Annotated in this window: 12 protein-coding genes; 8 read left to right on the top strand and 4 right to left on the bottom strand. The window is 66.8% G+C overall.

The features are described from left to right. Window positions 1-51 precede the first annotated feature (51 nt). Window positions 52-1,548, top strand: a complete 1,497-nt coding sequence (locus JNB61_RS11205) for an MFS transporter (RefSeq protein WP_220339670.1) — start codon at window positions 52-54, stop codon at window positions 1,546-1,548. A gap of 69 nt (window positions 1,549-1,617) precedes the next feature. Here the strand turns inward: JNB61_RS11205 and JNB61_RS11200 are convergent, their stop codons facing one another. After that, window positions 1,618-2,826 carry a helix-turn-helix transcriptional regulator gene (locus JNB61_RS11200; protein ID WP_220339669.1) on the bottom strand — a complete coding sequence of 403 codons (1,209 nt, stop codon included), beginning with the start codon at window positions 2,824-2,826 and terminating at the stop codon, window positions 1,618-1,620. 140 nt (window positions 2,827-2,966) lie between these two features. Between JNB61_RS11200 and JNB61_RS11195 the strand changes: the two genes are divergently transcribed. Continuing rightward, window positions 2,967-5,210, top strand: a complete 2,244-nt coding sequence (locus JNB61_RS11195; protein WP_220339668.1) for a glycoside hydrolase family 2 protein — start codon at window positions 2,967-2,969, stop codon at window positions 5,208-5,210. A gap of 1,020 nt (window positions 5,211-6,230) precedes the next feature. Here the strand turns inward: JNB61_RS11195 and JNB61_RS11190 are convergent. Continuing rightward, entirely contained in the window at window positions 6,231-7,214 is a 984-nt protein-coding gene (locus tag JNB61_RS11190) for a LacI family DNA-binding transcriptional regulator (protein ID WP_308291253.1), read from the bottom strand. A 170-nt stretch (window positions 7,215-7,384) separates the two neighbouring features. On the opposite strand from JNB61_RS11190, the gene JNB61_RS11185 reads away from it, so the two are divergent. The 6 genes from JNB61_RS11185 (at window position 7,385) to JNB61_RS11160 (ending at window position 14,766) form a co-directional block, all read left to right on the top strand. After that, window positions 7,385-8,320 (top strand): dihydrodipicolinate synthase family protein, encoded by a 936-nt coding sequence (locus tag JNB61_RS11185; protein WP_220339666.1) that lies wholly within the window; start codon window positions 7,385-7,387, stop codon window positions 8,318-8,320. Window positions 8,321-8,450: 130 nt separating this feature from the next. Continuing rightward, window positions 8,451-9,761 (top strand): Nramp family divalent metal transporter, encoded by a 1,311-nt coding sequence (locus JNB61_RS11180; RefSeq protein WP_220339665.1) that lies wholly within the window; start codon window positions 8,451-8,453, stop codon window positions 9,759-9,761. Window positions 9,762-10,019: 258 nt separating this feature from the next. Next, the gene (locus tag JNB61_RS11175; protein ID WP_220339664.1) at window positions 10,020-10,667 is read left to right on the top strand and encodes a hypothetical protein; all 648 of its coding nucleotides are present in this window, start codon (window positions 10,020-10,022) and stop codon (window positions 10,665-10,667) included. A 178-nt stretch (window positions 10,668-10,845) separates the two neighbouring features. Then, window positions 10,846-12,852 carry an ATP-dependent helicase gene (locus JNB61_RS11170; protein ID WP_220339663.1) on the top strand — a complete coding sequence of 669 codons (2,007 nt, stop codon included), beginning with the start codon at window positions 10,846-10,848 and terminating at the stop codon, window positions 12,850-12,852. A gap of 222 nt (window positions 12,853-13,074) precedes the next feature. Next, a complete protein-coding gene (locus JNB61_RS11165) occupies window positions 13,075-13,461 on the top strand; it encodes a YciI family protein (RefSeq protein WP_159842013.1) in 387 nt (128 codons plus the stop codon). Window positions 13,462-13,521: 60 nt separating this feature from the next. Further along, window positions 13,522-14,766 (top strand): RNA polymerase sigma factor, encoded by a 1,245-nt coding sequence (locus JNB61_RS11160; RefSeq protein WP_220339662.1) that lies wholly within the window; start codon window positions 13,522-13,524, stop codon window positions 14,764-14,766. Window positions 14,767-14,853: 87 nt separating this feature from the next. On the opposite strand, the gene JNB61_RS11155 is transcribed toward JNB61_RS11160, so the two are convergent. Together JNB61_RS11155 and JNB61_RS11150 are read right to left on the bottom strand one after the other, a co-directional pair. Continuing rightward, complete coding sequence (locus JNB61_RS11155; protein ID WP_220339661.1) at window positions 14,854-15,690, bottom strand: hypothetical protein; 837 nt, start codon at window positions 15,688-15,690, stop codon at window positions 14,854-14,856. A gap of 180 nt (window positions 15,691-15,870) precedes the next feature. Next, the gene (locus JNB61_RS11150; RefSeq protein WP_220289140.1) at window positions 15,871-16,866 is read right to left on the bottom strand and encodes a LacI family DNA-binding transcriptional regulator; all 996 of its coding nucleotides are present in this window, start codon (window positions 16,864-16,866) and stop codon (window positions 15,871-15,873) included. Window positions 16,867-16,899 lie beyond the last annotated feature (33 nt).

Raw genomic sequence — 16,899 nt, 5'->3', positions numbered from 1 at the left:
AGCGGAATGAGCCGCGGCAGTCGAAGATCGACCCGAAGGAGTGTTGACGCGATGGCGCGTATCCCCAAGCAGACAGCCAGCGAAGCCGACGGTGTGCAGTATCGCCGAGCCCGCACCTGGGAGATCGCATTCTCCCAGCTGAACAACGGCTCGGCGATGGTCTTCTACGTCCTCGTCGGTCTCATGAGCTACTTGCAGAACGCCGGCTACGGCATCGCGGTCGCGGTCGCCGGCATCATCCTCACCGTCACCCGGGTGTTCGACGGTGTGATCGATCCGCTCGTCGGGCTGGTCATCGAGAAGGTGCGGTTCCGGTTCGGCAAGCTGCGCTTCTTCATGCTGACCGGTTGGGCCATCCGCTCTCTGGCCATCCTCATGCTGTTCGTGTGGGGTTCCGATGCGGGGCTCGGCGCTGCGTTCTTCATCGCTCTCTACATCGTCTACATCATCGGCTCGTCGATGAATGACATCGCCGGTCAGATGTCCGGACCTGTGCTCACCAACGACCCTCGCCAACGGCCGACGGTGCAGGTGTGGGCGACGGTGTACGCCTATCTGATCCCCTCGATCTTCACGATCATCTCGACCGTCGTCTTCCTGCCGCGCCATGCCAACGAGTTCACGGTCGGAATGCTCCGCGAGACCGCCATCACCTATGTGGCCTGCTCGCTCGTCTTCCAGATCCTCGCCTGCATCGGCGTGGCGCGTGTCGACAAGCCGGAGAGTTTCGCCCATATTGCGACGACGAAGAAGGGTGCCGAAGTCTCGGTGCGCGACATGTGGAACGTGCTCGCTCACAATGGCCCTTTCTTGCGCTACCTGATCAGCGGTGCATCCGACAAGCTCGCCCAGGTCGTGAAGTCCCAGGCCGTGATCGGAACCCTGATGTGGGGCATCCTCCTCGGCAACATGCAGCTCGGCACCACCCTCAGCCTGGTCGCCATTCTTCCCGGCATCGTGTTCGCGATCTTCGGTGCCCGCTATACAGGCAGGCGCGGTTCGAAAGCCGCGACCGTGACGTGGACATGGATCTGCCTCATGCTCGCCGGCGTGCTTGCCGCGTTCTGCCTGGTGGTGGACCTGCGCGCGGTGCTCGGCAGCCTGCCCCTCACCATCGTCTTCTTCCTCGTGTACCTGCTGCTCAATGGCGCGTCGATGGTGGTCACGGTCGCGGCAGGTGCGATGCGCGCCGACGTCATCGACTATGAGCTCGACCGGTCAGGCAAATTCCTGCCCGCCACGGTCACGGCAACCTATAACTTCGTCGACCAGATCATCTCGTCACTGGGCTCGACGCTCGCGCTCGGTGCGGTTGCGCTCATCGGCTTCTCGACGGTCATGCCACAGCCGACCGACAGTCCAAACACGGCGATCCTTCTCATGACGATCCTGCTGTTCTTCGGTCTGCCGATTTTGGGCTGGATCTGCACACTGATCGCGATGCGCGGCTACAAGCTCGACCGGGTCGAGATGATCGAGGTGCAGAAGCGCGTCGCGAGCCGCAAGACCGAGCTGCAGGCCGAGGCGCCTGCGGAGGCCGTCGCCTGACGGCGTGCCGTCGCCGGCGGACCGGGGCCGCGAAGGCGAGAGGGCAAGCGCTCGCCTTCGCTGCCTCGGTCATCTCGCGTGCAGGTCGCGGTACGCCGTCGGCGTCATGCCGTACTCAGCGCGGAACACCTTGACGAAGTAGTTGGCATCGTCGTACCCGACGAACATCGCGATGTCGCGCACACTCTGCGCGGTCGTGGCGAGCAACCGCGCCGCACGCTCGGCTCGACGCTGCGCGACGTAACCCGAAAGGGTGGTGCCGGTCGCGTCCTTGAACCGCCGTGCCAGCGTCGACGTCGACACGCCGAGGCGCTCGGCAAGATCGGCGGTCGAGGGCTGCCTGCTCAGATGCAGGTCGATCTCGTCGGTCACGCGCCGCACGAGCGGCGGGTACGCCCGCTGGCGATGGCGCCGCACCGCATCGCAGAAGTCGGTGACCAACTGCGACGTGAAGCCCAGGGCGTGGTGGGGGTCGGAGGTATGCCCCACACGATGCAAGCGCTGGGCGTACTCCTGTGAGATCGCGTCGATCGTCACCGGGGGCAGCCCGCCGCGCTGCGCTGCGACCCGCGCCATGACGCGGAGGATCGTCGCCCCGAGAAACGGCGTGTTGAGATAGCCGCTGATGCGCGGCATCCCCGACAGCCCGTGCAGCGCCGCCAGCGCGCGATCTGTGGCGCCGTCTGCGACGGCGTCCATGAAGTCCTGCTCGTGGCGATACCGCTCCTCAATCACCGCGAACGATCCCGATTGTGGGGCGTCGGCCTGGCTGGGCGCAATGGTTCCGCCCTCGGCCTTCACGTGCTGCAGCGAGCCGACGAGATCATCTCGCCCGGCCCCGCGCAGCGCCGCCGAGGCGCTGCGGTGCACGTACTCGGCATCGACGATCGCGTACCGGGTGCGATACAGCTTGTATGCCGACAGGTAGGCGGTCGGGATCGCGAGCCGACTCAGCACCTCTTCGGCGGTACCCGGGTACATTTGCCCGTGCGTGTAGGGGCCGATGAGGAGCAGGCGATCGTCCCACCGCGCAATAGTCACAGCCATGCCCAGCGGCTCTTCGATCTCGTGGACGACCTGAGCCGGCATGCCCTGCACGAACTCGTGCAGGGCAGCCGCGGTGAACGCGGGCTGGATCTGCGGATCGAGGCAGTGCGCCTCCTGGAACGCCGCAAGTGCCTCGGGGACGTTCGATGTGACCAGCACAGGGCAGCTGAGTACCTCCGCGAGCGCGTCGACGATCGTGCCGACGCGGTCAGTTCCGCCCGTCGTCATCATCTCGACCCTTTGGATGTTCGGCAGTTCTGCAGAATGAGTGCTGTTCTTGCTCAACCAGTTCTATCACCCCCCGTCCGGCCGCCCTAGCGTGAGGAGAGTCCGGCGTTCGCCGGTGCGCTGTGCGCCAAAGGAGACCACACATGTCAGAAACCTCCGCCCGCTCCTCCCGCCGGATGACGCCGATCATCGACGACTGGGCGTTCGCGCCCGCGGCGCTTCCCGCTGCGAGCTGGGACGAGGTGGCCGCGGCCGGGTCGACGGTCACTCTGCCGCATACGTGGAACGCGGTCGACGGGCAGGCGGGGGGCGATTACCGCCGTGGCCGGTCGACATATGCCCGGCGGGTGAGCGCCGAGACGGATGCCGCCGAGACGTGGATCGAGTTCGCCGGGGCGAACTCCTCGGCTGAGGTGTTCGTAGGTGGGGAGCTGCTCTCGCGCCACGATGGCGGGTACTCCACGTTCCGGGTGGATCTCACCCCCCATCTCGTGGATGGCACCGCGACCGTGGTGGTCGTCGTCGACAACTCAGCGAATCAGACCGTGTACCCGCAGCAGGCCGATTTCACATTCTACGGCGGCATCTATCGAGAGGTCCGGCAGATCAGTGTGGGCGCAACCCACTTCGTGCTCGACGACCATGGGGGCCCGGGGCTGACGATCACCCCGACACTCTCGGGAGATCGTGCAGAGGTCGCGCTGAATGCGCGCGTCGTCGGTGCGGCGTCCAGCGCGGCATCCGTTCGATTCGTCATTGACGGCCAGGAGTCGAGTGTTGTCCCGGTCACGGCGGGTGAGGCGTCGACCGAGCTCACGATTGTGCAGGTGCGCCGCTGGCACGGCCTGCGGGACCCCCATCTGTATACAGCGCGCGCCGAGCTGCTCGAGGGCGAGACCGTGATCGACAGAGTCGAACTGCGGTTCGGATGCCGCGAGTTCGCGGTCGACCCGGAGCGAGGCTTCCTGCTCAATGGCGAGGAGTATCCACTGCGCGGGGTCTCACGTCACCAGGACTTCGAGGGCGTCGGCAACGCGATCACCGAGGACATGAAGCAAACGGACCTCGCGCTGATCCGCGAGATCGGTGCGACTACCGTGCGGCTCGCGCATTACCAGCACGACCAGCGGTTCTACGACCTGTGCGACGAGGTCGGCCTCGTAGTCTGGGCCGAGATCCCGCAGATCACGGTCTTCCTGCCTGGTGGGGTCGACAACGCCCGTGAGCAGCTCACCGAACTGATCGTGCAGAACCGTCACCACGCCAGCATCGTCTGCTGGGGGCTGTCGAACGAGATCACCCTTGCCGGCGCGGGCGATGACGTGCTCGCGGCCCACCGGGAGCTCAACAACCTCGCGCACCGTCTCGACCCCACGCGGCTGACGGCGATGGCGAACCTGTTCCTGCTCGAGACCGACCACCCGCTCATCACTCTTCCGGACGTCATGTCGTACAACCTGTACTTCGGATGGTACGTCGGTGAATCGGCGGACAACGACAGCTGGCTCGACGACTTCCACAGCTCGTACCCCGATATCGCGATCGGCCTGTCGGAATACGGCGCCGATGCCAACGCGCAGTTTCAGTCCGCCGACCCCACGAAGGGCGACTACACCGAGAGCTACCAGGCGCTGTACCACGAGCACATGGTTGCGATGATCGAGGAGCGGCCGTGGCTGTGGGCTACGCATGTGTGGAACCTCGCCGACTTCGGTTCGGCGGGCCGGGACGAGGGCGGCGTCGCCGGGCGAAACCAGAAGGGGCTGGTGTCGTTCGACCGCTCGCTGAAGAAGGATGCGTTCTACGTCTACAAGGCGGCGTGGGCGACGGAGCCCTTCGTCCACGTAGCGGGCCGGCGGCGCGCCGATCGCGCTGAAGACGTGACGGAGGTGATTGTGTACTCCAACCAGCCGGAAGTGACGCTCCTCGTGGACGGTGCTCCGGTCGGGACGGCCTCCGGCGTCAGGGCGTTCCGATTCGAGATCCCGCTGACCGGCGAGCACGAGATCACCGCCCGCGCCGCCGACGCGACCGACTCGATCCGTCTGCGCAAGGTCGACGAGGTGCCGCCAGCCTCCATCATGCCCACCACCAGCATCGCGAACTGGTTCGACGACGCACCGCTGCCCACTCCCGACGGCTTCTTCTCGATCCATGACTCGCTGGCCGACATTAAGCGCTCGGAGGAGGGTGCCCGCGTGATCGCATCGGTGCTCGAGGCCGTCTCGACCAGCCGGGGTGAAGTCGGCCGAGGCGTCGAGATCCCGCCGGCGATGCACGCGATCGTCGACCGCATGAGCGTCGCCAAACTCATCAAGCAGGCAGGGGGAGTTCCCGTTGAGGAGGTCGCCGCGCTCAACGCCCAGCTCAACCTGATCGCCAAGTGACCTTCGAGGCCCGTGTCGCATCAGCGGCATCGGGGTGGTGCACGGGCTGACCGGGCTGGTCGAGGATCGGACCCGTCTCCGTCCGCCCATTGTCCGAGTCGAACAGGCTCGATCTTGTGGACTCGGACGGCGGGGTGCGGTCTCATAGGGTGGTGTCACTTCCCACGGGGTCCTCGTCGTCTAGATGTAAGGGTGCCATCGTGGGAGACCCGTTGTTTCGGGCAAGAAGCGAAGAAGTGATCCCACGATGGCACGGGATCCGCCTGCCTTGACGACCCTGATTGCCGAGGTCCTTGCCGAGCCGGAGCTCGCGTATTCGGACGTGTTCAGCCGGATGCTGTGCTGACTCCCGTGACTACGGATGACAAAGCGCTGGGAGGACCCCTCGCTTCGGCGGGTGCGTGCGCGGGCTCACAGCGGAACGGCCAAACCACAACGCCACGAAGCTCGAGGCCCGCCCATCCTGCCCACGTCGTGCCCACATCCCTCCCGGATCGAGGGCGAATGGAGAGCATTCATGGCACAGTGCACCACCTCACAGTCGCAGAATTCGCGGACTCCGGTCGAGCCGGATTCAGACGGATCGGGGCGTCCTGGGTTCAAATCCCACCGTCACCGCCAATCATCGATCGTGCACGAGCAACGGGCCCCGAGTGTCATCCGGGCCTGTTGTGTAACGTCGCTCTCAAGCGGGCGAGCTTGCTTCATGCATCGGCCGCTTCACACGCGAGCACCGAGCCGGATAGCACGACTGAGTCGATGACACGCATGTGTGCACCAATGTGTGCACTGAGGGCGTCGATCCCAGTGTCCGCAAGGGCTTCGCGGCACTTCCCGCTTGACTACGGATCAGAAGGTTAGGGGTTCGAGTCCCTTCGGGCGCGCACTGTGTTGAGACAGTAACCTTGAGAAAAGCGCCGGTTTACCGGCGCTTTTCTTGTTTCTGCGTTTTGCGGACCGAGCTCGGATACGTGATGTCGCTGCGGACGATCCCCGATTCTTCGAGGATGTGGCGGACTGTCAACGGGGGAGGGCTGTCGACGCTCGTGGGATCAGGGAGGGAAGGAACCGCCGCAGCTGCCCGGCGGGCGCGTGGGTGAGCAGTTGGTCCACAGCCGATGCGGCGATCTGGTCGAACGGGACGCGCACCGAGCTCAGTGGCACGGGCAGCTGAGCCGCGAGCGGGATGTCGTTGTACCCGACGACGGAGAGGTCCTGCCCGACGATCAGTCCTCGCTTCGTTGCCGCCGTGATGACGCCGAGCGCGAGGTTGTCGTTGGCGGCGAAGATCGCCGTCGGTCGCGTCTTGGCCTCCAGCAGTTCGTGCCCCGCAGTCACTCCCGCCTCGACGCCGTAGCCGGTCGACAGGACGCGGTCATCCGGCAGCGGTGATCCGGTTTCAGTGAGAGCGCGGCGGGCGCCGGCGAGCCGGTCCTGGGCACTGGAGGTGAAGGACGGACCGGTGATCACCGCGATGTCTCGGTGCCCGAGATCGACCAGATGCCGCACCGCGAAGTAGCCGCCCGCGACGTCGTCACCCAGCGACGACGGGCTCACCCCGTCCGTGCGCAGCACCAGTGCGTGCCGGATGTCGCGGGCGCGCAGCGAGGCCGGCAAGGCGTCATCAAGTCGTGCGGTCGCGAGGATCAACCCGTCCACGCCTCGGTCCAGCAGGCGTTCGGTGGCTTCGCGTTCCTCGTCGGGGTCGTCCCCGCAGGTCGCGACGACGGCGAAGTATCCGCGTGATCGGGCGGTTCGCTCGATCGCTTCGAACATCAGCGCCATGACGGTGTCCGCCAGGCGCGGCACGAGCGCCCCGATCGTTCCCGTCTCGCCGCGCCGGAGGCTCGATGCGAAGACATTGCGCCGGTATCCCAGCTCGTCGGCGATCTTGCGCACCTTCTCCGCCGTCGCCGACCGCGAGGGCCGGACCCGCTCGTCGAGCACCCGACTCACCGTCGAAACGCTGACTCCCGCGGCGACGGCGACGTCGCGCAAAGTCACTACCTGAGCTTCGCTCACTCCGCACCTTCCGACCTGTGGTCTGAAACCTGTCTACACGTTCGCTTGACATTCTCTCCCGCGACGCGCGATACTTGCAATCGTTCTTGCAAACGTTCCCGCTAACGTTCGCAAGATCCTTATCACTCAGACGTTCATCAGAGGAGCCACCGATGTCCCTTGATCTCCGCGGCCTGAACCCCGCACCCGTCACCCCGTTCACCACCGAAGGCAACGTGGACTACGACGCCATCCAGCGACTCGGGTCGTGGCTCGGCTCGATCGACGGAGTGAAGAGCCTCGTCGTGCTCGGTCACGCCGGCGAAGGCACCTTCCTCACCGACGAAGAGCAGCTCGACGTCATCCGCGCGTTCGTCGCATCGACCGACGGCCGCGTGCCGGTGATCGCCGGCATCACCAAGGAAGGCAACAAGACCGCCGCCCTCGAGGCGAAGAAGGCCGTCGAGGCTGGCGCCGCCGCCGGCCTCGTCTACCCCTCGCACGGCTGGCTGCGCTTCGGCTACCAGGACGGCGCACCCCAGTCCCGGTACCAGGAGATCTACGAGGAGTCGGGCTTGCCGCTCATCCTCTTCCAGTACCCCGACAACACCAAGGCGTCTTACAACCTCGACACCCAGCTCGAGATCGCCGGCCAGGAAGGCGTGTTCGCCACCAAGAACGGCGTCCGCAACATGCGCCGCTGGTACACCGAGATCCCCGCTCTGCGCGCCGCTTACCCCGAGCTGCAGATCCTCTCGTGCCATGACGAGTACCTGCTGCCGACGATGTTCGACGTCGACGGCCTGCTCGTCGGCTACGGCAACATCGCCCCGGAGGCGCTCATCGAGCTCATCGACGCCGGCAAGGCGCAGGACTACCCCCGCGCACACGCCATCCACGAGCGACTGCTGCCGGTCACCAAGAACGTGTATCACCGCGGCTCGCACATGGAAGGCACCGTCGCGCTGAAGTGGGGCCTCGTCAACCGAGGCATCCTGGACCACGCCACCGTGCGCACCCCGCTGCTGCCGCTGCCCGACGGCGCCGACGCCGAGATCGCCGCGGCGTTCGCCTCCGCGGGCCTGGGCAAAGTCGCCGTTCCCGCGTGATCACCTGCCGGGGTGGGGCGCAACGCCCCGCCCCGGCCCCTGGGGTTCACCCCGCCGCCGCCTCAGCGGCACCCTAGTCAACGAAGACTTCTCGGCTCACGCCGACGCCTCCAATGAAGGAGCACGAACCATGGCTGACCGCACCAACACCCGTCACACCTCCACGACTCCCGGGACCGGCTACGGCCGCGTATCCACCGAGACGATGAAGAGCATCGTCAACGCCCACGGCAAGCGCCGCTCCTTCTGGCAGCAGCTCGCCCTCATCGGCCCCGCCTTCGTCGCCGGCGCCTGGCAGTTCGGCCCCGGGAACCTCACCACCGCCGTGCAAGCCGGAAGCGGCTACCAGTACGCCCTGATCTGGGTCATCGTCATCTCCACGATCCTGATGATCTTCCTCACCGACATGAGCGTGCGACTCGGCATCAAATCGCCCGTCTCGCTCATCGCCTCCATCAAAGCCCACCTCGGCACCTGGGTCGGCGTCCTCGCCGGCATCGGCATCTTCCTGATCACTTTGTGCTTCTCCGTCGGCAACGCCGTCGGGTCCGGTCTCGGACTGTCCATGCTGTTCGGCGGAAACCCTGTCATGTGGACCGTGATCTGCACGGTCGCCGTCGCCGCACTGCTCCTTCTCCGCAACGTCTACCGCGTCATCGAGAAGGTCCTCGTCGCCATCGTCGCGCTCATGGCCATCGCGTTCATCGTCTCGGCCTTCGTGTCGAACCCCGACTGGGCGGCCGCCGCGACCGGATTCATCCCGACCTTCCCTGAAGGTTCATGGCTGCTGATCGTCGCGCTGGTGGGGACGAACTTCTCGATCAACGCCGCGTTTTATACCTCCTACGGCACGAAGGAGCGCGGACGCACCGAGAGCGACTACCGTGACGTCACCATCGTCGACACGATCCCGGGGATCGTCGCGCCCGGCATCATGACCGCGCTCGTCATCGTCGTCGCGGCCGCTGTGCTCGGCAAGACCGGAGAAGCAGCCCCGACCATCGTCGCCCTCGCCGGCATCTTCGAACCCCTCGCCGGGCCGATCGGGTCCACCGTGTTCGCCCTCGGGTTCTTCGGCGCCGCGTTCTCCTCGATGATCGCCAACGCCACCGCGGGTGGGACCATGCTGTCCGACGGCCTCGGGCGAGGTGCCTCGTCGAGTTCGCTCACCGCCAAGATCATCAGCGGCAGCATCCTCGCCTTCGGCGTGATCGTGGCGCTGATCTTCCAGACCTCGCCGGTCCAGCTCATCGTCATCGCGCAGGCGCTCACCGTTCTCGTCGCACCGATCCTCGCCGCCCTGATCATCATCATGGCCAACCGCCGCAGTCTCATGGGGGAGATGCGCAACCGGTGGTGGCAGAATCTGCTGGGCATCATCGGACTCGCCGCCGTTCTCGCACTCTCGGTACGCCTCCTCCTCACCCTGATCGGCGCATAAGAGTGCGATCAGTCGTCAGCGAAGAGGCGCCTAGCCTCTTCGCTGACGGCTACTCGAGGACCCCGACGCGCGACAACGGCGGCGCCTTCCTCGGACGCCGACACAGCACGCTTCCCACTTGATTACGGATCAGAGGGTAAGGGTTCGAGTCCCTTCGGGCGCGCACTGTCTTGAGACAGCAACCATTGAAAACCCGCGGAAGTGCGCGGCTCTTCATGTTTCTGCGGAGATTGCGATGTGAGCGCGAGCTTGCGGGCCGTGGCAGTCTGGCGTCCGGCAACTGAGACGAGGAACGATGACATCGTGAGCACAGCTGGGCATGGCTATCCCGACCTGCTTCGGCGTACCCGCAAGCTGATCGCGGAGATCGATCGTCCGATCATTGTCGCGATCGGCGGTCATGGTGGGGCGGGAAAGTCGACGCTGTCGCTTCGGCTCGCTGATGACCTCGGGGTCAGCCCGCGGCAGGTGGTGCCCACCGACCGGCTGTACGCGGCTGTCGACACTCGGCGAGCTGCCCTGTTCGAGCTTCAGGACTGGCCGGCGATCCTCGATCTCCTCCGTCGAGTGAGAACCGGAGCCGAGTCGCGATTACGGTATCGAGCTCGTGATTACGATGGGCGGGAAGCGCTCGTCGACGAGCCGATGCCCGCCGCGCTCATCGTCGAGGGAATCCGGATCCTTCGACCGGAGACATTGCCGCTGATCGATCTCCCCGTCTGGATCGACCTCGGTCCTCAGCTCGCGGGCGAACGTGCGAAGACCCGGAACCGGGGCCAGGGCGACAGCGCGGCTGAGATCGCCCTCTGGGACACCAAGTGGATCCCCGAGGGAGTGGAGTATGAACAGCAAGTGGGCCCTCAGCGGCTCGCCCACATCGTCTTGCATCCGGCCGATCTCATCTGAGGGGTTCGTCCGCTGAAGAGCCGACGCCATGGTCGACCGTGCAGGCTTCGTTCAGCGGCCAGGACACGGTCGAAGGCTCTGTCCAAGATGGATGCTGCTTTCCAGCCCGAGCGCTCGATCGTCTCCCCAGGGCTCGGATGACGGCTGGATGTCCGGGGGTCTGAGTACCGTCACCTCCGTGGCAATAGGTGATGCGCTTGCCGGGCTGGATCCCGCGCAGCTTGCGGCCGTCGAGCACGGCGACGGGCCGCTGGTGGTCGCGGCGGGGGCGGGCACCGGGAAGACGCGGGTGCTGACGGCAAGGGTGGCGCGGCTGCTGCACGCGGGAGTGGCTCCGGAGCGGATCATGCTGTTGACGTTCACCCGGCGCGCGGCATCCGCGATGCTCTCTCGAGCCGCCGCGATGTGCGGCGATGCGCAGGCTGCGCAGCGGATCGCCGGCGGCACGTTCCATGCCGTCGCGCATCGCATCGTCGCCGAGCACGCACAGCACCTGGGATTGGAGGACGTGACGGTCATCGATCCCGATGACGTCGTCGATCTGATCGACCTGCTGCGCGCGGAGCATGGGCTCGATGGCACCGAGGTGCGGCTGCCCACGACACGTACCATCGCCGACATCGCCTCCCGCGTGATCAACAGCGCCACCCCGGTGCGCGCCGTCATCGAAGAGCAGTTCCCCTGGGCGCTGGAGCAGGCCGACCGGATCGCCGGCCTGTTGCGCCATTACCGTGACCGCAAGCGCGAGCGCGGCCTGCTCGACCTGGATGATCTGCTCGTCGCGTTGCGGGCGCTGGTATCTGATCCCGATGTCGGGGCACGGCTGCGGGCGCGCTGGGACTGGGTGCTGGTCGACGAGTACCAGGACGTCAACCAGCTTCAGGTCGATATCGTGCGCGGGCTCAGTCCCGAAGGCCGCGGACTCACGGTCGTCGGCGACGATGCCCAGGCGATCTACGCGTTCCGTGGCGCGAGCGCCGGGCACTTGCTCGAGCTCATCGAGGCGTACCCCGGCGCGACTCTGGTTCGCCTCGAACGCAACTTCCGTTCCACACAGCCGATTCTCGACCTTGCGAACCAGGTGCGTCCGGGCGAGCTCAGGCTGCGCCTGGTCGCCGACCGTCCGCAGCAGGGCACCCGGCCCACGCTGGTCACCTGCCGCAACGCCGACGATGAGGCCCGCACCATCGCCGACCGCATCCTCGCCGCCCACGTCGATGGCACGCCGCTGCGTTCCCAGGCCGTGCTGATGCGCACCGGATCGCACAGCGCGCAACTCGAGGTCGAGCTCAAGGTGCGGGGGATCCCCTTCCACAAATTCGGCGGGATCGGCTATCTCGAGACATCGCATGTACGCGACCTGCTCGCGAGCTTCCGTGTGGTGCTCAACCCGGCCGACGAGGTGTCGTGGTACCGCCTGCTCATCCGGCACCGCGCGATCGGCAAGGCGAGTGCACGCGGACTCGCGGGCATCCTCGCGGACGGCGGAGCGGATCGCGCGGCCGACGCCGTCGCGGCGGCACCGGCGAAGGCGCGCACCGGGCTCACGTCGACCCTGTCCGTGCTCGGCGCCGTCGACGCCGCGACCGCCGTGCCGGAGCTGGTCGAGGCATGCCGAGGCGCGGTGGATCCGCTGCTGCGCGCGCACTACCCGGATTGGCACCGTCGGGTGAGCGAAGTCGACGCCATCGCGCAGGCCGCCGCAATGCAGCGCGATCTCCGCACGTTCGTGAGCGAGCAGGCGATCGACCCCGTGAACGTCGCCGGCGACTGGGCGAAACAGCCACACCTCGACGAGGACTGGCTGACCCTGTCGACGATCCACTCCGCGAAGGGCCTGGAATGGGACACGGTGCACCTCATGCGGGCGAACGACGGCGCGATGCCCTCGGACATGGCACTCACCTCGTCCGCGGGCCTTGCCGAAGAGCAGCGACTCTTCTACGTGGCGCTGACCCGCGCCCGCGACGCCCTTGACGTGTACGTGCCCTCGCAGCTTCCCACGCATCCCACCGCGTTTCTCGCCAAACATGTCGCCGCCAAGCCCAGCAGGTTCCTGACCGAGCCGGCGCGCGCGCTGATGGAGTCAATCAGCACCGCCGCCGTCATCCCCGAGCCTGCGACCATGCGTGCCGCCGCGGCGCCCCGCGTGCGTACAGACGCGTTCGACGAGCTCTTCGCCTGATTCGCATCAGCCGGTCTCGCCGCGAGTGTCCTGCAACGCCCGCTCCCGCGATCGCTGTCCTCTCGGCGGCGTGAATCCGCACGAACGCCATCGGTTCGAAAATTCTCAGGGATAGTGTCGTATCTGAGCGTTGCTGTTCGTGGATGAGGTGTGCGACCTGATTCGGGTCGCCGGACGGAGGAGTCACGACGTGGCCCCTGGTCCCGACGAGAGGAGACGTCAGTGCCGAAATACCTGATCGCATTCAACGACGAGTGGGTGCCGGAGCACACCCCCGATGAACTGCGCAGCAAGGGCGAGGCCTCGCGGGCCGTGCTCGACGACATGCAGGCAGAGGGCGTGTTCCTCTTCGCCGATGGCGGGATCGATGCCTCGACCGTGGTCTGCAGCGTTGTGAGCAAGGACGGAAAGCCGGTCTTCACCGATGGACCGTTCATCGAGACCAAGGAGCACCTCGGCGGGTTCACCGTCGTCGATGTGGCGGACGATGCGGCCGCTCGCTATTGGGCAGGACGACTGGCGGTGGCACTGGACTGGCCCCAGGAGGTGCACCGATTCCCGTCGGATGTCGGGGAGATCATTGAACGCCAATCGTCTGCGACCGTGTGAGATGGGTCGATCCCTGTTGCCCGAGTCGGAGTCGACATCAGGCCGGGTTCTCCTGGCGTCGTGATCGCGTCCCCGGCCGACCAGGCCATCGTCCGCGCTCACCACGAGGAGTGGGCGCGGGTGGTGGCAGGCCTCACCCGGCGGTTCGGCGACCTGGACCTTGCCGAGGATGCAGCCGCGGAGGCATTCGTTGCGGCGGTGGAGAGGTGGCCGCGCGACGGCGTACCACCGAACCCGGGTGCGTGGCTCACGACCACCGCGGCCCGCAAGGCGATCGACCGGCTGCGTCGTGAATCGCATCGCGAACACAAACATCAGGCGGCTCACATGCTGTCCGACGACACGCCTCCCGAGCCGACCGGACCGGTGGAGGACGACCGGCTCCGGCTGGTCTTCACCTGCTGTCATCCCGCCCTCGCCATGGAGGCCCGGGTCGCTCTGACCTTGCGCATGCTGGGTGGGCTCACCGTCGCGGAGATCGCACACGCCTTCCTGGTGCCGCCGGCCACGATGGCGCAACGGATCACCCGCGCAAAGGCGAAGATCAAGGCAGCGCACATTCCCTTCCGGGCGCCGTCGGCGACCGACATCCGGGAACGGCTCGCCGGTGTGCTCGCGGTGATCTATCTCATCTTCAACGAGGGCTATCTGGCCACCGCCGGGGAGGCCTCGCTGCGCGTGGACCTCACCGAAGAGGCGATCCGCCTGGGCCGCCTCCTGCGGTCGCTCTTTCCCGATGAGGGCGAGGTGACCGGCCTTCTCGCCCTGATGCTGCTCGCTGACGCGAGGCGCGCCGCGCGCTTCACCCGATCAGGTGAGCTGGTGACCCTCGACGAGCAAGACCGCGGCGCGTGGAGCCGTGACCTGATCATCGAGGGTCACGCCCTGGTCCGCGAGCGGATCGCCGCGGTCGCCGCCGGTGCGAAGCCACCAGGGCGATATCAACTCCTGGCGGCGATCAACGCGGTGCACACCGACGCCTCGTCCTCGGGCGATACAGACTGGTCACAGATCGTCGCTCTGTATGACCGTCTGATCGAGATCGAACCCTCCCCGATCGTACGACTGAACCGTGCGATCGCTGTCGCCGAACTGCATGGCCCCGACAAGGCGCTCGCCGAGATCGACGAACTCAGCGAGACCCTCGACAGTTACCACGCCTACCACGCCGCGCGCGCCGATCTCCTCAGGCGGGTCGGACGAAGCGAGGACTCGCGGACGGCGTACGACAGGGCTCTCCGACTCGCGGGCAACCCCGGCGAGCGAGCGTACCTGGATCGCCGCCGCCGCCAACTCGTGTGGTGACGGGTGTCGCAGCGAGGGAAATGGGAAGCTCGACCCCCCTCGATCCGAGCGAGGCTCGGCGTGCCCTGGGCTCGCGGGTGGCGCAGTTCAGTTCTCGGGCACGCCCGAGGCGAGCAGGGGCAGCAGTTGAAGGCCGATGGCGCTTGCGACGAACCGCTGACGCCGATTGCTGGTGAGCTGCGCGACCCAGTCGAAGACGCCGAGGTCGATCCACTCCCGGAGCACCCCGTCCTGACTGTGCACGCCGAAGAGGACCCGGAGGCCGCCGTAGTATGCCGACTCGAGAGGCAGGAGTCGTACCTCGACGTCAGACTGGTCTGCGACGAGCGCAGCCGCGGCGCGGTCCGCCAGTGCAGGGAGCCTGTCATCCGTGTGCACGGAGGCGACCGGTCGATCCCAGACAAGGCCGTTCGTGCGCGTAGCCACGTCCAGGATTCGGCGGTACGCGGCGAGCTGCGCGACGATCGCGTTGACCTCGAACCCGTCGTCGGGAAGACCAGGGCCTGCGTCGGCCAGCGAGAAGAGCCGGAAGTGCCGGGTATGTCCCAGTCCGGGAGGCACCGGCTGCATGCGCACGACCTGGTGCGCGGTGCACAGTCGCACCGGCCGGCGCGGGTCCAGCAGGAGCCGGCGCGCGCATTCCAGCGCAAGGACGTTCGTGGGGTCGGACACCACCTCGCTTCCACGGATGGTGGTGAGCGTACGATCCTGCGATGTCGGCGCGACCACCGAGTTGGTGCCGATGGGAGCCACGGGAGAAAGCAGGATGGCCTCGTAATCCGCAGCGGCCGCCAGGGCGAGCGCATCGTACGCGGTGGAGGTGCGCAGATCCGTCTGCGACGGCTGCACCGTAGCGTCGGCCATCCACTGGGCGATGAGGTCCGACGGACGACGCGACGCGGCCTGATCACGCGCGAGAGACATGAGTTCGCCCCGCCGATCGCTCGGCGACGCCCCGCGTCGGGTCGAACCCCCGTTCATGCTGTCATCCTGCCAGCCTGCTCCGCCGAGCGCGGATCACCGTGGTCACGGTCCCGTCTCACGGACCTGGAAGGTCGACGACGACTGCGACACCGGCTTCTGCGAACCCTCGGCGAGGTGATCTCATCGAGCGCGCGGCGCGGCGACGGATTCCCGCCAGACGACCTTCTGCAGGGCCTCCTCCTGGGCGGGCGGCTCGGTTCCGCGGATCGCGGCGAGAAGTCGCTGCATCGAGGACGACCCGAGGCGGTGGCGATCCTGGAACACGGTGGTGAGGGAGGGGATGAAATGGGCGCTCATGATGAGGTCGTCCCAGCCGGTCACGCTCACATCCCCCGGAACCGTCCAGCCGCGCGAGACCGCACCGCGGATCGCCCCGGCGGCGAGGACATCGTTGGCCGCGATGATCGCCAGCGGGGGTGTGTCGTCGGGCAGATCCTGCACACAGTGATTCGCCGTGAGCCCGCTCCAGTCGCCGCCCACCACACCGAGTGAGTCGAGGCCCAGCCGTTCGACGGTAGTGAGATAGAGGTCTCGGCGAGCGACTGCGGCCGGGTAGTCGGGGGGTCCTGCGATGTGCAGGAACCTTCGGTGGCCGAGTTCTGCGAGCTTCTCCATGATCTCGGCCACGGGACGGGCGTCACTGAACGCACCGGTGGCGTGCATGTTCTCGTCGAATTCGGAGAGGGACAGCAGCACGGGCGCAGAGTCGGTCGACGTCGGCTGGGGCGCCCGGATAGGAGTGAACGAGAGGATGCCCTCGTATTCGCCGGACTCGGCGACCGAAGCGAGATCGTCTGCGCGCTCCTCGGGTGAGGACGAGAGGCTGATCACTTCGACGACGTAGCCGGCGTCTCGCGCCGTGGCAGCAGCCCCTTCGAGCACGGGGAAGAGATTCAGTCCCGAGACAGGGATGACGACGGCGAGCCGTCCTGTCCGATGGGTTCGCATGGATCGGGCGGCAAGATTCGGGCGGTAGTTCAGTTCAGCCGCTGCCGCGAGCACGCGCTCGCGCGTTGCGGCCGAGATGCCGCTGCGGCCCGTGAAGACGAATGAGACCGTCGTCTGCGAGACGCCCGCGCGACGGGCGACATCGTGACTTGTCGGACGTTTCCCCATGTGTTGATCCCCCATCTCCGCCATCCTGCCCCT

Source organism: Microbacterium ureisolvens (assembly GCF_019511645.1).
Taxonomy (GTDB): Bacteria; Actinomycetota; Actinomycetes; order Actinomycetales; family Microbacteriaceae; genus Microbacterium; species Microbacterium ureisolvens_A.
Note: the sequence above shows the minus strand (reverse complement) of the source record. Positions and strands in the feature narration are given on the sequence as shown.